This is a genomic window from Komagataeibacter ossonobensis (assembly GCF_057359305.1).
Map to the genome: position 1 here is coordinate 23,095 of NZ_JBXAYQ010000001.1, position 18,218 is coordinate 41,312.

Annotated in this window: 20 protein-coding genes; 16 read left to right on the forward strand and 4 right to left on the reverse strand. The window is 61.0% G+C overall.

Annotated features, from left to right (window positions below; all coding sequences use genetic code 11):
* The 3 genes from AC1RQ9_RS00140 (at nt 1) to AC1RQ9_RS00150 (ending at nt 3,082) form a co-directional block, all read left to right on the forward strand.
* The gene (locus tag AC1RQ9_RS00140; RefSeq protein ID WP_039733991.1) at nt 1-339 is read left to right on the forward strand and encodes a DUF736 domain-containing protein; all 339 of its coding nucleotides are present in this window, start codon (nt 1-3) and stop codon (nt 337-339) included.
* A gap of 4 nt (nt 340-343) precedes the next feature.
* Complete coding sequence (locus AC1RQ9_RS00145) at nt 344-1,060, forward strand: lytic transglycosylase domain-containing protein (RefSeq protein WP_078527169.1); 717 nt, start codon at nt 344-346, stop codon at nt 1,058-1,060.
* Nucleotides 1,061-1,342: 282 nt separating this feature from the next.
* Nucleotides 1,343-3,082 carry a relaxase/mobilization nuclease domain-containing protein gene (locus tag AC1RQ9_RS00150; RefSeq protein ID WP_078527171.1) on the forward strand — a complete coding sequence of 580 codons (1,740 nt, stop codon included), beginning with the start codon at nt 1,343-1,345 and terminating at the stop codon, nt 3,080-3,082.
* A gap of 12 nt (nt 3,083-3,094) precedes the next feature.
* On the opposite strand, the gene AC1RQ9_RS00155 is transcribed toward AC1RQ9_RS00150, so the two are convergent.
* Both AC1RQ9_RS00155 and AC1RQ9_RS00160 read right to left on the reverse strand, forming a co-directional pair.
* On the reverse strand, nt 3,095-3,523 hold the full coding sequence (locus AC1RQ9_RS00155; RefSeq protein WP_078527173.1) for a type II toxin-antitoxin system VapC family toxin: 429 nt from the start codon (nt 3,521-3,523) through the stop codon (nt 3,095-3,097).
* On the reverse strand, nt 3,523-3,777 hold the full coding sequence (locus tag AC1RQ9_RS00160; RefSeq protein ID WP_078527175.1) for a type II toxin-antitoxin system Phd/YefM family antitoxin: 255 nt from the start codon (nt 3,775-3,777) through the stop codon (nt 3,523-3,525). Before AC1RQ9_RS00160 ends, AC1RQ9_RS00155 begins: the two co-directional genes overlap by 1 nt.
* Nucleotides 3,778-3,998: 221 nt before the next feature.
* Here AC1RQ9_RS00160 and AC1RQ9_RS00165 point away from each other — a divergent pair, with 221 nt between their 5' ends.
* Nucleotides 3,999-4,817, forward strand: a complete 819-nt coding sequence (locus tag AC1RQ9_RS00165; RefSeq protein ID WP_078527177.1) for an abortive infection family protein — start codon at nt 3,999-4,001, stop codon at nt 4,815-4,817.
* A 94-nt stretch (nt 4,818-4,911) separates the two neighbouring features.
* Here the strand turns inward: AC1RQ9_RS00165 and AC1RQ9_RS00170 are convergent, their stop codons facing one another.
* Nucleotides 4,912-5,085 (reverse strand): hypothetical protein, encoded by a 174-nt coding sequence (locus AC1RQ9_RS00170; protein WP_165399215.1) that lies wholly within the window; start codon nt 5,083-5,085, stop codon nt 4,912-4,914.
* A 174-nt stretch (nt 5,086-5,259) separates the two neighbouring features.
* Between AC1RQ9_RS00170 and AC1RQ9_RS00175 the strand changes: the two genes are divergently transcribed.
* The 12 genes from AC1RQ9_RS00175 (at nt 5,260) to AC1RQ9_RS00230 (ending at nt 17,207) form a co-directional block, all read left to right on the forward strand.
* Complete coding sequence (locus AC1RQ9_RS00175; protein WP_078527179.1) at nt 5,260-7,260, forward strand: conjugal transfer protein TraG; 2,001 nt, start codon at nt 5,260-5,262, stop codon at nt 7,258-7,260.
* A 7-nt stretch (nt 7,261-7,267) separates the two neighbouring features.
* Nucleotides 7,268-7,714: a hypothetical protein gene (locus tag AC1RQ9_RS00180; protein ID WP_023979799.1), complete on the forward strand. Its 447-nt coding sequence runs from the start codon at nt 7,268-7,270 to the stop codon at nt 7,712-7,714.
* A gap of 194 nt (nt 7,715-7,908) precedes the next feature.
* Nucleotides 7,909-8,865, forward strand: a complete 957-nt coding sequence (gene trbB, locus AC1RQ9_RS00185) for a P-type conjugative transfer ATPase TrbB (protein ID WP_078528175.1) — start codon at nt 7,909-7,911, stop codon at nt 8,863-8,865.
* Nucleotides 8,862-9,230, forward strand: coding sequence for a TrbC/VirB2 family type IV secretion system protein (locus tag AC1RQ9_RS00190; protein WP_078527181.1), 369 nt, complete (start codon nt 8,862-8,864; stop codon nt 9,228-9,230). Before trbB ends, AC1RQ9_RS00190 begins: the two co-directional genes overlap by 4 nt.
* Nucleotides 9,230-9,505 (forward strand): VirB3 family type IV secretion system protein, encoded by a 276-nt coding sequence (locus AC1RQ9_RS00195; RefSeq protein WP_078527183.1) that lies wholly within the window; start codon nt 9,230-9,232, stop codon nt 9,503-9,505. The genes AC1RQ9_RS00190 and AC1RQ9_RS00195 overlap by 1 nt, the downstream gene beginning before the upstream one ends.
* Before the next feature lie 13 nt (nt 9,506-9,518).
* The gene (gene trbE / locus AC1RQ9_RS00200; RefSeq protein ID WP_078527185.1) at nt 9,519-11,960 is read left to right on the forward strand and encodes a conjugal transfer protein TrbE; all 2,442 of its coding nucleotides are present in this window, start codon (nt 9,519-9,521) and stop codon (nt 11,958-11,960) included.
* A complete protein-coding gene (trbJ, locus tag AC1RQ9_RS00205) occupies nt 11,957-12,691 on the forward strand; it encodes a P-type conjugative transfer protein TrbJ (protein WP_078527187.1) in 735 nt (244 codons plus the stop codon). Before trbE ends, trbJ begins: the two co-directional genes overlap by 4 nt.
* A gap of 5 nt (nt 12,692-12,696) precedes the next feature.
* Nucleotides 12,697-14,109 carry a P-type conjugative transfer protein TrbL gene (gene trbL, locus AC1RQ9_RS00210; protein WP_078527189.1) on the forward strand — a complete coding sequence of 471 codons (1,413 nt, stop codon included), beginning with the start codon at nt 12,697-12,699 and terminating at the stop codon, nt 14,107-14,109.
* A 5-nt stretch (nt 14,110-14,114) separates the two neighbouring features.
* Entirely contained in the window at nt 14,115-14,798 is a 684-nt protein-coding gene (trbF, locus tag AC1RQ9_RS00215; RefSeq protein ID WP_078527191.1) for a conjugal transfer protein TrbF, read from the forward strand.
* Nucleotides 14,795-15,796, forward strand: coding sequence for a P-type conjugative transfer protein TrbG (trbG, locus tag AC1RQ9_RS00220; RefSeq protein ID WP_207845737.1), 1,002 nt, complete (start codon nt 14,795-14,797; stop codon nt 15,794-15,796). Before trbF ends, trbG begins: the two co-directional genes overlap by 4 nt.
* Nucleotides 15,793-16,971: a TraB/TrbI/VirB10 family type IV secretion system protein gene (locus tag AC1RQ9_RS00225; protein WP_078527193.1), complete on the forward strand. Its 1,179-nt coding sequence runs from the start codon at nt 15,793-15,795 to the stop codon at nt 16,969-16,971. Before trbG ends, AC1RQ9_RS00225 begins: the two co-directional genes overlap by 4 nt.
* Nucleotides 16,968-17,207 (forward strand): DUF2274 domain-containing protein, encoded by a 240-nt coding sequence (locus AC1RQ9_RS00230; RefSeq protein WP_078527195.1) that lies wholly within the window; start codon nt 16,968-16,970, stop codon nt 17,205-17,207. The genes AC1RQ9_RS00225 and AC1RQ9_RS00230 overlap by 4 nt, the downstream gene beginning before the upstream one ends.
* 1 nt (nt 17,208) lies before the next feature.
* Here AC1RQ9_RS00230 and AC1RQ9_RS00235 read toward each other — a convergent pair whose 3' ends face one another.
* Nucleotides 17,209-18,129, reverse strand: coding sequence for a LysR family transcriptional regulator (locus AC1RQ9_RS00235; RefSeq protein WP_078527197.1), 921 nt, complete (start codon nt 18,127-18,129; stop codon nt 17,209-17,211).
* Nucleotides 18,130-18,218 lie beyond the last annotated feature (89 nt).

Sequence of the window (18,218 nt, forward strand, 5' to 3'; positions counted from 1 at the left end):
ATGGCACAGATCGGTCTTTTCACGCGCACGAAAACCGGTTTTGCCGGGCGCATCCGCACCCTCACCGTGGCGCAGGATATCCTTCTCGTTCCGGCCGAGTTTTCCGACGCCGAACATGCCCCGGATTACCGCATCCATCTCACCGATGCCGATGGCCCGGAGGTTGGTGCTGGCTGGAAACGCACCGGCGAGAGGGCTGGTGAATACATCGCCGTAGCCCTCGACGACCCCGCCTTTGCACAGCCGATCCGTGCCAATCTCTTCCGTGCCGGTGGGGAGCGTGCGGTCTGGGTGCTGAACTGGACGCGTCCGTCACGGCGTGTCGAACGCGGGGAATGAGACCATGCGACGCACGGTTTTCCTCGCTGTTGGTGTCATTGCAATCGGTGTATCGGGCGTCATCGATCCGTCACGGGCAGCATCGGTTCCAGCGCCCGCTGACACCGATCCTTATGCTGCCGTGATCGCTGAAGCCGTGCAGCGCTTCAACATTCCCGCCACATGGATACGGGCCGTCATGAGCGCTGAGAGCGGTGGTGATATTGGCGCGATTTCATCGAAAGGCGCGCTCGGCCTCATGCAGATCATGCCCGCGACCTGGAGCGACCTTCGTACCCGTTACGGGCTGGGAAGCGATCCGTTCGATGTGCATGACAACATCCTCGCGGGCGCTGCGTTCCTGCGCGAGATGCACGATCGTTACGGCTTGCCGGGTTTCCTGGCAGCCTATAACGCCGGGCCGGGGCGCTATGAGGACTACCGTGATCGGCAACGTCCGCTGCCACCCGAAACGCGCGCCTATGTCGCCGGATTGCTGTCCCTGATCGGTCAGGGCGGTGCTGAATCGTTGCTGCCGGTTTCGCATCCTGATCCGCTGTTCTGGACCCGTGCACCGATTTTCGTCATGCAATCGGACGACGCGAGGAAAGGCGTTCCGGTTGCAATGAAGCTGCCGTCGAAGGATGTTCGAAGTGACATCATCGCGCATGGTCTTGCACCTGTCAGGCCGCTTTCCGATGGGCTTTTTGTCGCTTCTTCCGCATCGGTGGCAACGCCATGAATACGCGTTCACGCATCCTTTCCCTTGCCGGTTTGCAGTGGTTCGCGCACGGCCATTGGAGCAGGCACCAGCATCGCGGATTGGGTGCTGGTAGGGTGGAACAGGCACTTTGGGGCATGGGGAATGAGAGGCGAGATAAAAGGGCGCACATTGCGCCTCGGTTGGGGTGTTGGTTTTCCTGCATTTTTTCGTTCTCCCAGCAATGTTTCCTCTTCTTCGGCAATGTTTGCCGACCCTGTTTTGCCCTGTTGCTCCGGGCTTTTTCGCACATTGGAGGGTCCGATGGCGCGCGAGAATGACTTCCAGCCCCGTCTGGGTCGTATCCGCTCGCCGCGCGCCCAGCGGCTCAAGCCCTTCGTCGCCCAGGCCCTCGCTTCGGCCCAGCGCGCCGGAGGTGGCGGGTTCCGATCGGGCCGCAGCGGCGGCGGTTCCCGTTCGTCCTTCGGGCGTGGCCGTGTCGCGGCAGCCAGGGCCAACCGCCTACTGACCAGCCGTGCCCGTCGCGTGACCGTTAAGGCCCGTGTCGTACGCCACAGTGGGCGCAAGGCGCCACTCGCCGCCCATCTTCGCTACCTGCGCCGGGACGGGGTGACGAAGGATGGCGAGAAGGCGCGGCTCTTCGGCCCCGGCATCGACGATGCCGACCCGAAGGCGTTCGCCGAACGCTGCGAGGACGACCGTCACCATTTCCGTTTCATCGTCTCGCCTGAAGATGCCCCCGATATGGCTGACCTCAAGGGTTACGCCCGCGAACTGGTCGGGCAGATGGAAAAAGACCTCGGCACGAAGCTGGACTGGGTGGGGGTGGACCACTGGAACACCCAGCACCCCCATGTCCACATTCTTGTGCGTGGCGTGGCCGAGGATGGTAGCGATCTCGTAATCTCCCGCGACTATATCAAGGAGGGCCTGCGTGCTCGCGCCCAGGATCTGGTGACGCAGGAACTCGGGCTGCGCAATGATGTTGAAATTCATCGTGCGCTGGAACGTCAGGTCGATGCCGAATACTGGACCCAGCTTGACCGGCAACTGACCCGTGATGCGGGCCGCAACGGCATCATCGACATGGCGCCAGCGCCGGATCGGCAGCCTGATCCGTTCGGGGCATTGAAGGTCGGACGTCTGCGTCGGCTGGAAGGGCTTGGTCTCGCCCATCAGGTCGGGCAGGGGCAATGGATGCTGGATGAGTCCGCCGAGGCGACGTTGCGCGAACTGGGCGAACGCGGCGACATCATCAAGCGCATCCACCGATCGCTGACCGAGCGCGGGATCGAGCGGAGCACGTCGAGTTATGTGCTGGCGGGCGAAAGCCTGGATGTTCCCGTCATCGGCAGGCTGGTTGATCGTGGTCTGGACGATGAACTGAAAGGCACGGCCTATGCGGTCATCGACGGCGTGGACGGGCGTACGCATCATATCCGCTTTCCCGATCTCGATGCGACGGGGGACAGTGTAATGGGTTCGGTGGTGGAACTGCGCGCCTTCGATGACAGGAAGGGGCAGCGTCGTGTTGCGCTGGCTGTTCGTTCTGACCTGTCGATCGAGGATCAGGTGATGGCGCGCGGGGCTACCTGGCTCGACCGGCAGGCAGTGGCGCGCGATCCTGTTGCATTGGGGCAGGCGGGCTTCGGTGCCGAAGTGCGCGAGGCGATGGAGCGGCGCACGGAGCAGTTGATCGAGCAGGGGCTTGCCGAGCGCCGCGCACAGGGATTGGTGTTGGCGCGCAACCTGATCGGGAAATTGCGGGATCGCGAGGTTCAGGAAGTCGGAGAGCGGCTGGCCACCGAGACGGGCCGGACGTTCAGCCAGTCGGCATCGGGAGATTACGTCACGGGTACCTATCGTCAGCGCATGGTGCTGGCCTCGGGTCGCTATGCGATGATCGATGACGGGCTTCAGTTCCAGCTCGTGCCGTGGACGCCATCGCTGGAGAAGCAGCGAGGCCAGCATGTGTCCGGGGTTACGCGCGGTGATGGCGGGATTGACTGGAGCTTTACCCGTAATCGGGGGCTTGGTTTATGAGTGGCGCGCAAGTTAGTCCGGTTGAGGTTCCCACGGATTGAGCAGGGGGACGCCGCATGGCAGGAAATCCACGATGTTGCGGGTCACGACCGTCTTGCCATGCACCAGCGCGGTCGCGGCGATGAGCGCATCACGCTCTGAGCGGGGGTTAGGCACATGCAATCGGGCGCAGCGCAGGGCCACCGATGCATCGACGGGTAAAATCCGCCCCTCGAACGCCGGAAGGACATACCGATCCAGCCACGTCCGCAGGATCATACCCGTCGTTTCGTCCCGCCGCTCCATACGCAGGATTCCGGTCTCCAGTTCCATGACGGTTATGGCGGAGAGGTACAGACTTTCCGCGTCGACACTATCGGCCCATTTCGCGACGTTCGGATCGGACTTTCCGGCGCGGACCTTTCTCAATTCTGAAACGACGTTCGTGTCCAGCAGGAACATCAAGAAAAATCGGCCGATCGAAGCGTGATATTCGCGCGGGGTGGGTCGAACTCGATATCTGCCAGTCCCGGCATCGCCAGCGCGTCCGCGATTTTTCGTGGGTGGTTCGTCAATCGCCGGTATTCCTCAATGCTGAGGAGGACGTGGGCAGTCCTGCCCCTGTCGGTGATGAACACCGGTCCATCGGCTGCCGCCTTTTTGGCTCGGCTGGTATCCTGGTTAAACTCGCGGCTTGAAAGTGTGGTGATGCTCATGTCATCGCCTCCCTGTCATAATGTAGTCACGTTACTACATTTGGGGCGGGGAGGCCAGTAAATTCAATGCTCGTCCGTTTGGGCCATGCATAGGTATCCTGCCATGCGGGCCGCCAGCCCGGCGCAGATGCTGGCAGAAAAGGGAAATATAGGTTAAATTTGTGGTCGCATTTTCTCTCGATTAAAAACAAAACGGAAAAGTAATTAACACTGTGAATGTGATGGAAAAAATACCTACCAGCATTATTGGGTTGTTAAGTCAGATTTTCCCTGATCGTTATACTCAGGCTGAAATAGATGCGTTGTTTCTATTCTCGGGTGCTCCAGAGCCAATCCCAGACGGAAGCAAGGCGACGAAAGTTCAGGCATGGCTGAGACAGATTAATTCAAGGTGCAATGAACCGCTGAAAATTCTCGGCTCCATATTAGATGATTTTTTGGAAAAACAGTCACCTGGGAATACGTTCTGGCTGAATTCCACTGATGACCATGTTGCGAAGCTGGCGGCAGAAAAAGATCGTATCCGCGAGACCCTGACACGCGAAGGGCTGACATATGTTCGGGGTGGCAATATCGTTAAAGGAGGTGCCGTATCGACCCTATCGCTTGATGAGAGCGTCAAGAAATATGGACTCAAATCTGTTGATATCGAGATTCAGAGGGCACTTTCGCAGATCGAACAAGATCCGCATGCTGCAGCCCAATATGCCGGGAATGTTCTTGAGGCTGTGCTTAAGGCGTATCTTGATCACAAACGAAAGGCCTATAATACAACTGATACGCTTGCAGAACTCTGGAAATCGGCAGCAGACGTGATCGGGCTGAGGCCAGCCGATTGGGATAATAAAGACCTCAAGAGGATTGCATCAGGTTTGTACGGTATCGTTGATGGCATTGCACATCTGCGTAATGCCAAAAGCAGTGCGCATGGGAGATCGGAAGAACAGTTTCAGAACATTACAATCAAGCCGCGTCATGCAAGGCTTGCAATACATTCGGCACATACGGTGTGCGCATACGTCTTGGAGCTTTTTGAGTAATCCCAAGGATCACACGAATTTTGTGTCGAGTAAGGAAAAACGGTCTTCCTGTATATGCTATGTGGTCGGAATAATAGCGAAACACGGTGACGGGTTAAAGGTTGAAGAACTTGTTGCTCAGAAAGCCCAGTTGTTCATGCAATTCTTTCATTGCGTCGATCACGCCGTCAAGTATCTGCTGATCTTCTTCGACGTTTCCGCTAGTAACTGCCGTCTTGGCATCCTGTTGTGCATGAGACGCTGGGGTATGAATAACTTGCCTTGCCAAGTCTCGACTCCTTAATGCAGATCGTGCGCGTATTCTGAGAGAATTCGAGAGCCTGCCGCACCCTGCAAGTATTTTTTCGCTCCTGAACGACCGGGCACGATCGGGGCAACAAGCTGCTTGCTTCCGATAAAATGACGGCTGTCCGCTGTTTCTCCTATGGATCGGAGAGCGCAGATGGAACAGCCCGGAACACGTATTCAATGGGGACAGGTCGCGGTGGTCCTGTCCATGATCGTCCTGTCCTGGTGGACTGCAACCGAATGGACAGCATGGGAACTGGCCTTTCAACCTGAACTCGGGCGGCCCTGGTTCGTGCTGTTTCACCGTTGGCCGGTCTATGCCCCACCGCTGTTCTTCTGGTGGTGGTATGTCTTCGATGCCTATGCCCCGGCTGTGTTCGCACGCGGCGCCTGGATCGCTGGATCTGGCGGCGTGCTGGCCTTTGCCGCTGCCGTCGCATTGTCTGTCCATCGCGCCCGCGAGGCAAAGAAGATCGAGACCTACGGATCGGCGCGCTGGGCAGGGTCGGATGAAATCGCCCAGGCCGGGCTGCTTGACCCGGATGGGGTGGTGCTTGGCCGGTACGGCAAGGCCTACCTGCGGCATGACGGGCCGGAGCATGTCCTGACCTTCGCACCGACCCGCAGCGGCAAGGGTGTCGGCATGGTCATTCCTACGCTTCTGACCTGGCCGGGTTCCGCCATCGTCCACGACATCAAGGGCGAGAACTGGGAACTGACGGCGGGATTCCGTGCCCGTTTCGGTCGCGTCGTGCTGTTCGACCCCACCAATGCGGCCTCCGCTGCCTACAACCCGTTACTGGAAATCCGGCGTGGGGAGCGGGAAGTCCGCGATGCCCAGAACGTCGCCGATATCCTCGTGGACCCGGAAGGCAGTCTGGAGAAGCGCAACCACTGGGAGAAGACTTCGCACTCCCTGCTGGTCGGCGCCATCCTGCATGTGCTCTACGCCGAGCCCGACAAGACGCTGGCCGGTGTCGCCAGTTTTCTGTCGGACCCGAAACGCCCGATCGCCACAACGCTGTCAGCGATGATGCGGACAAACCATCTCGGGAAGAAAGGACCGCACCCCGTCGTTGCCTCGGCTGCGCGCGAATTGCTGAACAAGTCTCCCAACGAGCGGTCAGGCGTGCTGTCCACCGCCATGTCCTTTCTCGGCCTCTATCGCGATCCCGTGGTTGCGGAGGTGACGCGGCGCTGCGAATGGCGGATATCCGACATAGTTGATGGTGATCGCCCGGTGACGCTCTATCTGACCGTGCCGCCATCGGACATCAGCCGCACCAAGCCACTGATCCGTCTGGTGCTGAACCAGATCGGCCGGCGCCTGACGGAAGACCTTGATGCCGCGGCGCGGCGGCGACGTGTGCTGCTGATGCTCGACGAATTCCCGGCCCTCGGGCGGCTGGATTTCTTTGAATCGGCGCTGGCCTTCATGGCGGGCTACCGGATCAAGAGCTTCCTGATCGCCCAGTCCCTCAACCAGATCGAGCGGGCCTACGGGCCGAACAATTCGATCCTCGACAACTGTCATGTCCGGGTGAGCTTCGCCACCAACGACGAACGGACGGCAAAACGTGTCTCCGACGCGCTCGGGACCGCCACCGAGATGAAGGCGATGAAGAACTACGCGGGCCACCGTCTTTCGCCCTGGCTGGGCCATCTGATGGTTTCGCGCTCGGAGACGGCACGCCCGCTGCTGACGGCGGGAGAAGTCATGCAGCTCCCGCCAGCGGATGAGATCGTCATGGCCTCCGGCCTCTATCCGATCCGTGCGAAGAAGGCCCGTTACTTCGAGGATGCGCGCTTCCAGGAACGCATTCTGCCGCCGCCAAAGCCTACGCCCCCGAAGGATGGGTGCCCGGACGACTGGAGTAGCCGTCCCCTGCCGCCCAGGCCGCCGGCACCCGATGCGGCGGCCGAAACGCGGACAGGGGACGATGAGGAAGAAGACCCGAAGCAGTCCGCCCGACGCCATCAGCCCGAACTGGACGAAGGCACTGTCGAGAAAAAGGAGCCGTTGGAGAACGAGTTCACGCCCGATCCGGTCGATGAGTTCGACGACATCGCGCCCCGCAACAACCGGATGAACGATCTCAGGCGCGGCATCGCCCGGCAGGCGTCGCTCGACCGTGGCGATGAGCTTGGACTGTGAGGCAGACATGGCGATACCGAAAAAGAAGGCCCAGATCTCCGTCTATCTCGATCCCGATGTGATGAAGACCCTGTCTGCCTATGCCGCGCGACGCGCGCAGCCGATGTCGCTGATCGTCGAGGCCGCCGTTGCTTCCTTCCTCTCGCCCGACGGGGAAGAGCGCCGCGAGGCTGCTACATCGAAGCGCCTCGACCGGCAGGACCGACGTCTCGCGCGGCTGGAGCGCGATATCGGCATCACGGTGGAGACACTAGCGCTGTTCATCCGTTTCTGGCTGACCACGACCCCGCCGCTGCCCGAACCGGCCGCGAAGGCGGCGCGCGCGCAGGCCGGGGTGCGCTACGATAATTTTGTCGCCGCCCTCGGCCGTAGGCTGGCCCAGGGGCCAAGACTCCAGCAGGAAATCCCGGAGGATGTTTTGGACCCCGGCGCACGGGATGAACCGGAGGCGTAAAATCCGCACCCCGCAAGTATTTTTGCCCTGTGTTTCGCCGCCGTTCTACGACCTCTGAATTCTTGTTGAAACGCGCTGTTTCCAGCCTTTCTTAATGATCCCCGTCGCTGTTCGTCCGTCGCGTGCGGCCCATACGGGGGAAGGTCATGTCGGTTTCCGTCATCCATGAAGGGGCCAGAGTGCGCGGCGTGTCCATGCTGCGCACAGCGATGGGGCCGGCGATTGCCCGGCACCTTGCCGATCCCTCTGTGGTCGAGGTCATGCTTAATCCCGATGGGCGGCTGTGGATCGATCGGCTGTCAGAGGGCATGGCCAACACGGGCGAAACCATCACACCTGCCGACGCCGAGCGCATCGTGCGTCTGGTTGCACACCACGTCGGGGCTGAGGTGCATGAGGGTGCGCCCCGTGTCTCGGCCGAGTTGCCAACCGGCGAACGGTTCGAGGGATTGCTGCCGCCCGTGGTGACGGCCCCCAGTTTCGCGATCCGCAAGCCCGCCGTCGCGGTGTTCACCCTCGATGACTATGTCGCCGCCGGGATCATGACAGAAGGGCTGGCGGTATCTCTGCGCCGCGCTGTTTCGGAACGGAAGAACATCCTGGTCGCAGGCGGCACATCCACGGGCAAGACCACGCTGGTCAACGCCCTGCTGGCCGAGGTCGCGAAAACCGGCGATCGCGTCGTCCTGATCGAGGACACGCGCGAGTTGCAATGCATGGCGCCCAATCTCATCGCCCTGCGGACCCGTGAAGGCGTGATTACCCTTTCGGACCTTGTCCGGTCCGGTCTACGTCTGCGTCCTGACCGTATTCCCATCGGTGAGGTGCGCGGGGCCGAAGCCCTCGATCTGGTCAAGGCATGGGGCACCGGCCATCCGGGTGGCATCGGCACCCTGCACGCCGGATCGGTGCTGGCTGCTCTGTATCGGCTGGAACAACTCATCCAGGAGGCGGTGGTCACGGTGCCGCGCGCCATGATCGCCGAAACCATCGATGTGATCGCGGTCCTGTCCGGGCGCGGCAATTCCCGCCGCCTGTCCGAACTGGCGGAAATTGACGGTCTCGATCCCACGACCGGAACCTATCGCATCCGTCCGGTCAGCCTCTCTTCTCCCGAAACACCATTCTCTGCCAATGGAGAATCATCATGATGCCGCCTTCACGTCTGCGCGCCGTGGTGCGCGCTGTCGCACGTCCTGACCGGCATGTGCCGGATCTGCGTGTGTTTGGAACCTCCATGCTGCTGTCGCTTGCTTTCGCGTCATCGGCATGGGCGTCAGGATCCAGCATGCCGTGGGAAACGCCCCTGAACGAGATTCTGGAATCCGTGCAGGGACCGGTGGCGAAAATCATCTCGGTGATCATCATCACGGTCACGGGTCTGACCCTGGCCTTCGGGGAAACATCCGGCGGGTTCCGCCGCCTGATCCAGATTGTCTTTGGACTAAGCATCGCTTTTGCAGCGTCCAGCTTCTTCCTGTCGTTCTTCTCCTTCTCGGGCGGAGCGCTAATCTGATGGCGGGATATGACGATGACGCGGTGCCGGGCTTCCATGTCCCGGTGCATCGCTCGCTGACCGACCCGATCCTGCTGGGTGGCGCGCCCCGTGCTGTCGCCATCGCTAATGGCACGCTGGCGGCTGCGATCGCCCTTGGCCTGCGGCTGTGGCTGATCGGGGCCGCATTCTGGATCGTGGGTCATGGGCTCGCGGTCTGGGGTGCCAGGCGCGATCCTTTCTTCATCGAGGTGGGGCGGCGGCATCTGCGCTATCCCGCCTGGTTGCGGGTCTAAGGAGGGCAGGGCGATGATGTCGCTTGGCGAATATCGCAGTCGTGCCGCCCTCCTGTCTGATTTCCTGCCCTGGGCCGCGCTCGTTGAGAAAGGTGTAGTGCTGAACAAGGACGGCAGTTTCCAGCGCACGGCAAAAATTCGTGGCCCTGATCTGGACAGTGCGACACCAGCGGAACTGGTCGGTGTGACCGGTAGGTTGAACAATGCCCTGCGTCGCCTTGGCTCCGGCTGGGCGGTGTTCGTGGAGGCGCAGCGCGTTCCCGCCACGCTTTATCCCGACAGCGATTTTCCCGATGCGGCTAGTCAGATGGTCGATCTGGAGCGCCGGGAGCAGTTCGAGGACGACGGCGCGCATTTCGAGAGCCGGTATTTCCTGACCCTGGTCTGGCTGCCACCGGCGGAATCATCGGGCCGAGCCGAGCATTTTCTCTATGAAGGCAGGGAACGGGACGGCCCCGATCCGCACGGCATATTGAATTCCTTCATTGATCGTAGTGATCGTCTTCTCGCTTTACTCGATGGTTTCATGCCCGAAGCAACGTGGCTGGATGACGGCGAAACCCTGACCTATTTGCATTCGACCATTTCAACCCGGAACCAGCGCGTCAGAGTGTCGGAAATTCCGATGCATCTTGATGCGCTCCTGGTGGACCAGCCGCTGGCGGGTGGTCTGGAGCCGAAACTCGGCGATGCTTTCCTCAAGACGCTGACGATCACCGGTTTCCCCAGCCGCACCTTTCCCGGAATTCTGGACGATCTGAACCGGCTGGCGATGCCGTATCGCTGGTCTACCCGTGCCATCCTGCTCGACAAGACCGACGCCACCAAGGTTCTGACGAAGATCCGGCGGCAATGGTTTGCAAAGCGCAAGAGCATTGCAGCCATCGTCCGGGAGGTGATGACCAATGAGGCTTCGGTCCTCGTGGACAACGACGCCGCCAACAAGGCGGCCGACGCCGATCTGGCTTTGCAGTCCCTTGGTGCTGACGATGTCGGGCAGGCCTATATCACCGCGACCGTCACGGTCTGGGATGGGTCAGCCTCCATCGCGGACGAAAAGCTTCGTCTGGTCGAAAAGATCATTCAGGGCCGCGACTTCACCTGCATGGTGGAAAGCCTGAACGCGGTGGAAGCGTGGCTGGGGAGTCTGCCCGGCCATGTCTACGCCAATGTGCGTCAGCCCCCGGTCTCGACCCTGAATCTGGCGCATATGATTCCGCTCTCTGCCGTGTGGGCCGGGCCGGAGCAGGACGGGCATTTCAGGGCAGCCCCTCTGTTCTACGGCAGGACGGCGGGTGCCACACCGTTCCGGTTCAGCCTTCACGTCGGCGATGTGGGGCATATGCTGATCGCGGGACCGACAGGCGCGGGCAAATCTGTCCTGCTGGCGTTGATGGCGTTGCAGTTCCGTCGCTATGCGGGATCGCAGATTTTCGCCTTCGATTTTGGCGGGTCGATGCGGGCGGCAACGCTGGCGATGGGCGGTGACTGGCACGATCTCGGCGGTGGGCTGACAGACGCTGATCTGTCGGGAGAACAGGGTGGCAGTGTCTCGCTCCAGCCTCTGGCGCGAATTGATGATCCCGACGAACGGAAATGGGCCAGCGAATGGCTCGGCCAGATCCTTGTCGGTGAAGGGGTAACGCTGACCCCGGAGGTGAAGTCTCACCTTTGGTCGGCCCTGAATTCCCTAGCGTCTTCGCCCGATTATGAACGCACGATCTCAGGTCTGGTCGCACTCCTCCAGTCCAACGCTCTGAAGCAGGCCCTGACGCCATACTGCCTGGGTGGCCCTTATGGTCGCCTGCTCGACGCGGATGTCGAGCGTCTGGGCGATGCCGATGTGGTGGTGTTCGAGACGGAGGGGCTGATCGGTTCTGGCGCAGCCTCTTCCGTGCTGTCCTATCTGTTCCATCGCATTGAGGGCCATCTGGATGGCCGGCCGACCCTGCTGGTGATCGACGAGGGCTGGCTGGTGCTGGATGACGGCGATTTTGCCGGCCAGCTCCGGGAATGGCTGAAAACGCTGCGCAAGAAGAACGCCAGCGTCATCTTCGCCACGCAGTCCCTGTCGGATATTGCCAATTCCCGCATTGCCCCGGCGGTGGTGGAAAGCTGTCCGACGCGCATTTTCCTGCCCAATGAGCGGGCGATCGAGCCGCAGATCATGGCGCTTTATCGGGACTTCGGCCTGAACGACCGGCAGATTGCCATCATCGCCCGTGCGGCCTCGAAGCGGGAGTATTACTGCCAGACGCAACGGGGCAACCGGTTGTTTGAACTTGGGCTTGGTCCTGTTGCCCTGGCGCTGTGCGCGGCCTCCGGCAAGGACGATCACCGGCAGATCGACAGTGTGCTGGCGGAACACGGACGTGGTGGCTTTCTGTCTGCCTGGTTCGACGTGCGTGGCGTGTCATGGGCTGCGGACCTTCTGCGGGAAGGGGACGTGTCATGAGGCAGGTGATCTTTTTCTGCGGTGCAGCGGCCCTGTTGTCGATTGGCGTGCCGGAGGCCCGGGCACAATGGGCTGTGTATGATGGAGCCAACCATGTCCAGAATGTTCTCATCGCGGCACGGACCCTCCAGCAGATCGATAATCAGATCACCTCGCTGGCCAACCAGGCACAGATGCTGGTCAATCAGGGACGTAATCTGGCGAGCCTGCCGCTTTCGACATTGTCATCGTTGCAATCAACGATTTCCCAGACCACGGCACTGCTCGCGCAGGCGCAGAACATTGCCTACAGCGTCCAGTCCGTCGAGCAGCAATATCAGCAGTCCTATACGTCGGTCTCATCGGGCATGTCCGACAGCGCCCTGTTCAGCCAGGCGCAGACAAGGTGGCAGAATTCCGTAGGCGGCTTTGAAGATGCTCTGAAACTGCAGGCGCGTGTTGTGGGGAATATTCCTTCCGACAGCAGTGCCATGACCCAACTTGTTTCGGCCAGCCAGGATTCCACAGGTGCCCTGCAGGCGGCGCAGGCCGGCAATCAGCTTCTAGCACTTCAGTCGCGCCAGTTGTCCGACATCCTGGCCGAACTCGCCGCCAACGGGCGTGCCACGGCGCTGGAGCGGGCGCGAAATGCTGCCACCGAAGCCGAGAGCGAAGCTCAGTATCAGCATTTTTCCCAATATAATGCCTATAGCCCGACTTCGGTCTCCATGTTCGGCAGCAGCGGGAACTGACCGCCATGGCGATGGGCAATGTGGGCGTTATCGACACCTTCCTGAATACCTTCACCACCACCATCGACAGCGGCTTCGGTCTGGTGAAGGGGAATGTGATTTCGCTGGCAGGTACGCTGTCGGTGCTGGATATGGTACTGGCTGGCCTGTTCTGGGCCTGGGCTGCGGATGAGGACATCATCCAGCGGCTGGTGAAGAAGACGCTGTATATCGGCTTCTTTTCCTTTCTGATCAGCAATTTTTCCAGTCTGTCGAAGACCGTCTTTGACAGTTTTGCGGCCCTCGGCCTGAAGGTCGGAGGTGGGAGTCTGGCACTCGGAGACTTCCTGCGGCCCGGCCGACTGGCATCCACGGGCTTCGATGCGGCGCAGCCGCTCCTGGACTCTGTCCACAATCTGCTTGGTCCTGTCGCCTTCTTTACGAACTTCATCCAGATCTTCGTGCTCTGCCTGTCCTGGCTGATCGTGCTGGCGGCGTTCTTCATTCTGGCCGTGCAGCTTTTCGTGGCGCTGATCGAGTTCAAGCTGACCACGCTGGCGGGTTTCATTCTGATCCCGTTCGCCCTGTTCAATCGCACGGCTTTCCTTGCCGAGAAGGTGCTGGGCAATGTCGTCTCCTCGGGCGTGAAGATCATGGTGCTGGCGGTCATTTCCGCCATTGCGTCCGTTCTGTTCGCCCAGTTCACGACGTCCTATGGCAGTGACGTTCCCACGATCGGGCAGTCCGTCTCGGTGGTGCTGGCCTCGCTTGCAATTGTCGGCCTGTCCATTTTTGGCGGCAGCATCGCCAATGGCCTGATCTCCGGTGCGCCCCAGCTTGGGGCTGGCGCGGCCGTCGGCACGGGCATGGCGGTGGGTGCCATGGGCGCTGCTGCTGCGGCCGGTGTCGGGGCTGTCGCATCCGGTGGTGCCGCAGCCCTCGGCGCCACGGCTGCCGCCGCGCGGGGCGGGGCCGCGATCGCCGGGGCCGCCACCTCCGCCTATTCGGCTGGTGCTGCTGGCGCATCAGGTGGTGCGGGCAGCATGGCCGCCGGGATCGGAGGTATGGGCCGGGCCGTCGGCGGGAACGTCGCGAATGCCGTCAAAGGGGCGGCCTCACGTGCCGGTTCATCGCTCAAGGAAAGCTATGCCGCCGGTGGACGCTGGGCCGCGCGCGGGATGGGGGAGGGAGGCGAAGGCGGCGAAGGCGGAGCCGGGGATAGTGGACCGGCACCTTCTGGAGGCGGTGGCCCGGCTGGAGGAGGTGATGGCGGTGGAAACGGCGGTCCTTCTGGTGGCGGTTCCGGCGAACCGCCCCGCTGGGCGCAAAAGATGAAGCGCCGCAATGCCGCAGCCCATGCCGCCGAGGCGGCGCATGTCATCCGCTCCGCCGATGGCGGGGGCGGAAGTTCCAGCATTGATCTTTCGGAAAAGGAATGAGGACGATGTTCCGTCGCTCCACCACACGCTACGGGACCACACCCGAGCCTGTCACCCCGTACCAGAAAGCCGCGCAGGCGTGGGATGAACGGATCGGTTCCGCCCGCATCCAGGCCCGTAACTGGCGGCTGATGGCGTTCGGCTCCCTGTTTCTGTCCGCGGGCCTTGGCGTAGGGCTGGTCTGGCAATCCGCGCGCGGCACCATCACGCCGTGGGTCGTGCAGGTGGACCGGCTGGGGCAGGCGCAGGTCGTGGCCCCCGCAACAGCGGGCTATATGCCCGCTGATCCGCAGATCGCCTGGTATCTGGCGCAGTTCGTTCACGACGTGCGCGCCCTGTCGTCGGACCCCGTTGTGGTCCGGCAGAACTGGCTGCGGTCCTATGATTTCACCACCACGTCAGGCGCGCAGACGCTCAACGATTATGCCCGTCTGAATGATCCGTTCTCGCGCATCGGGCATGAGCAGATCGAGGTGGACATCGCCTCGGTGATCCGGGCCTCGCCCGGCAGCTTCCGGGTCGCCTGGACCGAGCGTCATTACCGCGACGGCGCTTTCACCGGCACCGAGCGCTGGACCGCCATTGTGTCGGTCGTTCTGCGTACACCCCGCGACGCGGATCACCTTCGGAAAAACCCTCTGGGCATCTACGTCTCTGCCATCAACTGGTCGAAGGAGCTGAGCCAATGATCCGTCGTGCTCTTCGTGTCCTGCCGCTGCTGATCCTGCCCCTGGCCGGCTGCGCGCAGCATTACCATCCGCCGGTCATCCGCTATGATGACGCTGTTCAGGCGACACGTCTGCCGGATCCGCCGAAACCGGTACAGGTCGTCGAAGTCCCGCAGCCACTTCCCCTGCCGGGGCAGCTCAAGCCGCTGCCGTCGCGACGCACGGCCCATCCGGCCCCCGAGGCTGCCGACCCGACAGCGCGTGTGACACAGGCCAATCTGGCAGCGCGCATCCAGCCCACGCGAGCCGGGTTCATCAACGCGGTGCAGGTCTATTCTTATTCTCCGGGTGCCCTCTATCAGGTCTATGCATCGCCCGGCGAAATCACCGACATCATGCTCCAGCCAGGCGAGAAGCTGGTCGGCACCGGACCCGTGGCGGCAGGTGACACCGTACGTTGGATCATCGGTGATACCGAAAGCGGGGCAGGGGCGACGAAGCGTATCCATATCCTGGTCAAGCCGACCCGGCCGGACCTGACCACCAACCTGATCGTTAACACCGACCGGCGGACCTATCTGGCGGAACTGCGTGCCACCCCCGCCACCTATATGGCGTCGGTGTCGTGGGATTACCCCGAGGACGACCTGATCGCCTTGCACCGGCAGGACAGCGCCGCCGATGATGCCAGCCCACTGGATACAGGGCTGGACCTGAACGCGCTGAATTTCCGCTATGCCATCCAGCCGGTGAAAGGCGGGACGCCGCCCTGGCTGCCTGGCCGGGCGTTCGATGACGGTCATAAGGTCTATATAGCCTTTCCATCAGGGATCGGGCAGGGGGAACTGCCCCCTCTGTTCGTGCTGGGGGCGGATGGCGGGCCGGAACTGGTGAATTACCGGGTGCGGCAGAACTGGATGATCGTGGACCGGCTGTTCGCTGCCGCCGAACTGCGGCTGGGCGACAAGCATTCCGAGCAACGGGTGCGCATTGTTCGAACCGATGGACGGAAGTCATGACCGGGCAATCACCGGCAGAGGGCGGGACGTCCTCGCCCCCACATCCATCACCACCGCCCGATCTGCGCCTGCGGGCGGAACGGCCGCGCGTCGTGCGGCTGTCGCGCACTGTGGTCTGGGCGCTCGGTGGGGGAGGGATGCTCGCCATTGGTCTGGCACTTGGCTACGCGCTGGAGAACAGCAGCCACAAAGCGCCACTGGCCGCCAGCCAGGACACGGATGTGCGTCCGTCCGCCGATGGGCTGGCGGGGCTGCCCTCAGACTATGTCGGCAGTGGCGTCCCGAAGCTCGGTCCCGCGCTGCCCGGCGATCTCGGGCACACTATCCTGAAAGCAGAGGAGCAGGGAAAAGTCGCATCCGGTGGGGAGGATCGCCGGGCAGCGCAGGAGGTGGAGGCGGCAATCGCCAGCAAATTGTTCGTGCAGACAGGGGAGCGTGACCGTGTCGGCACACAGGCGGCGGCGCCTGTATCGGGTGCCTCAACTTCTCCGGGACCAGCAGCCCCTGCGACCGACGCACAGTCTGGCAATCGCGCTTTTCTGGCGGGTCAGCCTGACCGCGCGACGCTCAGCCCCGATCGGATCGCGCCTCCTGCTTCGCCTTATATCCTTCAGGCAGGCACCGTGATCGCGGGTGCGCTAAACACGAAAATCAGTTCCGACCTACCGGGCCAGATTACCGGCCATGTGACTCAGAACGTCTATGACAGCCCGACCGGCCACTATCTCCTGATCCCGCAGGGAAGCCTGCTGTTCGGGGCCTATAACAGCGGGATTGCCTTCGGGCAGCAGCGCACCCAGATCATCTGGACCCGGCTGATCTTTCCCGATGGCGAAAGCCTGGTGTTGGAAAAACTGCCGGGCGGCGGCGCTATCGGCCAGTCTGGCCTGTCCGACGAGGTGAACAATCACTGGGGTCAGCTTTTCAAGGCGGCTCTGGTCACGACCCTGCTCAGCGTGGGTTCGGAGGCGGGCACGTCGTGGAATGAAAACAATCTCATGCAGGCAATCCGCTCCGGCGCCAGCAACGGCTTCTCCATGGTCGGCAACCGCCTGATCGACCGCAGCCTCAACGTCCAGCCCACCCTGACCGACCGGCCGGGGCTGCCGTTCACCCTCATTCTGAATCGCGACCTGATCCTGAAACCTTGGCACGTAAAGGCACTGCCTCGATGACGAAGTTGCGTATCACCGAAATACCTGATGAAAAGCCGGTTCGTGTCACTGTGGACCTCCCGGCGGATCTCCATCGCGATCTCGTCGCCTACGCGGCGCTGGTCAGCCAGAACGGCCAGCCCGTCGATCCGACCCGTCTCGTACCGCACATGATCCGTGGATTCATTGCATCTGATCGAGCTTTCGCGAAGCTTAGGCGTGCGCGAGTTAAGCAGATACTAAGCAGAGAAAGTTAGTCTATTCAATATTCTTCTTTCTCAAGAAAGAAAGTATTTTATGTACGACGGTCGACGAATTTCTATCACGCCATCCAATGCCGTAATCAAGATGTGAAAAACCGTCGCCGTCGCGCACTTCCAGCACAGTTACCTGCTCAAGGATCGTATCTGGAAAAAACGCGAGCCAGCCAGTCGGCATAAGCGTAATACCATGCCCGTTTATAACGAGAGCGATCGTCCGCAGACTTCTGATTTCTTCCCTACGCACTGTTGGCAGAAAGCCAGCAATGCTCGCTTTGCGTTTTAACAGTGTATGCATGTCCTCTCCTGTATCATCATTGCCGAAGACAAAAGTTGCTTCCTGTAAATCGCTCCAACACGTTGTTACAGATGAGGCAAGAGGATGGTGTGTCGGTGTCACAGCGACAATTCGATCGCTCCACAGTGGTAAGGTAGCTGCGCCAGGTTCGTTCAGTGGAAGGGTTATAATTACTAAATCAACGATACCGTCGAAAAGCGCCGAAATTACATCTCTGTGGGATGCGTCACGATATATAAAAGAGATACCGGGGTGAAGAATTCTATAAGGTTCGATGAAGTCCGATACTCGTCCTGGCGGTATATTGCTTTGTATTCCTATTGATACGATAACGCTTTCGCCAAAGGCGCATCTCCGAGTATATTCATAAAGAGTATTTGTGTCGTGCAGCAGAGCCTCAGCCTGTCGGAGGAATGCTTCGCCGACTGGCGTAGGCGTTGTGCCAGATGATGTCCTGCGGAAAAGCTGAATTCCGACGCGCTCCTCAAGTAGTCGAAGTGAACGACTGACTGCGGACTGTTTGGAATTTAGAGCGCGCGCCGCGCCATGGATACTTCCTTGAAGAGCAATTGCGCACACGCATTGCAGTTCCCGTAGATCAAGAGGAGGGTGTCTTACCATTTTATTTCTGCCCTCACATACAAATTAAAATTAGATATTTTGTAGTGTGAGTGTTGTAGAATGCGAGAATATGATTCATTGATACCTAA

Excerpts from the sequence above, each read along its gene's own strand:
- AC1RQ9_RS00175 (WP_078527179.1), top strand. The coding sequence starts at position 5,260 with ATGGAACAGCCCGGAACACGTATTCAATGGGGACAGGTCGCGGTGGTC.
- AC1RQ9_RS00225 (WP_078527193.1), top strand. The coding sequence starts at position 15,793 with ATGACCGGGCAATCACCGGCAGAGGGCGGGACGTCCTCGCCCCCACAT.
- AC1RQ9_RS00145 (WP_078527169.1), top strand. The coding sequence starts at position 344 with ATGCGACGCACGGTTTTCCTCGCTGTTGGTGTCATTGCAATCGGTGTA.
- AC1RQ9_RS00150 (WP_078527171.1), top strand. The coding sequence starts at position 1,343 with ATGGCGCGCGAGAATGACTTCCAGCCCCGTCTGGGTCGTATCCGCTCG.
- AC1RQ9_RS00155 (WP_078527173.1), bottom strand. The coding sequence starts at position 3,523 with ATGTTCCTGCTGGACACGAACGTCGTTTCAGAATTGAGAAAGGTCCGC.
- trbE (WP_078527185.1), top strand. The coding sequence starts at position 9,519 with ATGATGTCGCTTGGCGAATATCGCAGTCGTGCCGCCCTCCTGTCTGAT.
- AC1RQ9_RS00140 (WP_039733991.1), top strand. The coding sequence starts at position 1 with ATGGCACAGATCGGTCTTTTCACGCGCACGAAAACCGGTTTTGCCGGG.
- trbB (WP_078528175.1), top strand. The coding sequence starts at position 7,909 with ATGCTGCGCACAGCGATGGGGCCGGCGATTGCCCGGCACCTTGCCGAT.
- trbF (WP_078527191.1), top strand. The coding sequence starts at position 14,115 with ATGTTCCGTCGCTCCACCACACGCTACGGGACCACACCCGAGCCTGTC.
- AC1RQ9_RS00235 (WP_078527197.1), bottom strand. The coding sequence starts at position 18,129 with ATGGTAAGACACCCTCCTCTTGATCTACGGGAACTGCAATGCGTGTGC.
- trbJ (WP_078527187.1), top strand. The coding sequence starts at position 11,957 with ATGAGGCAGGTGATCTTTTTCTGCGGTGCAGCGGCCCTGTTGTCGATT.
- AC1RQ9_RS00180 (WP_023979799.1), top strand. The coding sequence starts at position 7,268 with ATGGCGATACCGAAAAAGAAGGCCCAGATCTCCGTCTATCTCGATCCC.
- AC1RQ9_RS00165 (WP_078527177.1), top strand. The coding sequence starts at position 3,999 with ATGGAAAAAATACCTACCAGCATTATTGGGTTGTTAAGTCAGATTTTC.
- AC1RQ9_RS00230 (WP_078527195.1), top strand. The coding sequence starts at position 16,968 with ATGACGAAGTTGCGTATCACCGAAATACCTGATGAAAAGCCGGTTCGT.
- AC1RQ9_RS00190 (WP_078527181.1), top strand. The coding sequence starts at position 8,862 with ATGATGCCGCCTTCACGTCTGCGCGCCGTGGTGCGCGCTGTCGCACGT.
- AC1RQ9_RS00160 (WP_078527175.1), bottom strand. The coding sequence starts at position 3,777 with ATGAGCATCACCACACTTTCAAGCCGCGAGTTTAACCAGGATACCAGC.
- AC1RQ9_RS00195 (WP_078527183.1), top strand. The coding sequence starts at position 9,230 with ATGGCGGGATATGACGATGACGCGGTGCCGGGCTTCCATGTCCCGGTG.
- trbG (WP_207845737.1), top strand. The coding sequence starts at position 14,795 with ATGATCCGTCGTGCTCTTCGTGTCCTGCCGCTGCTGATCCTGCCCCTG.
- trbL (WP_078527189.1), top strand. The coding sequence starts at position 12,697 with ATGGCGATGGGCAATGTGGGCGTTATCGACACCTTCCTGAATACCTTC.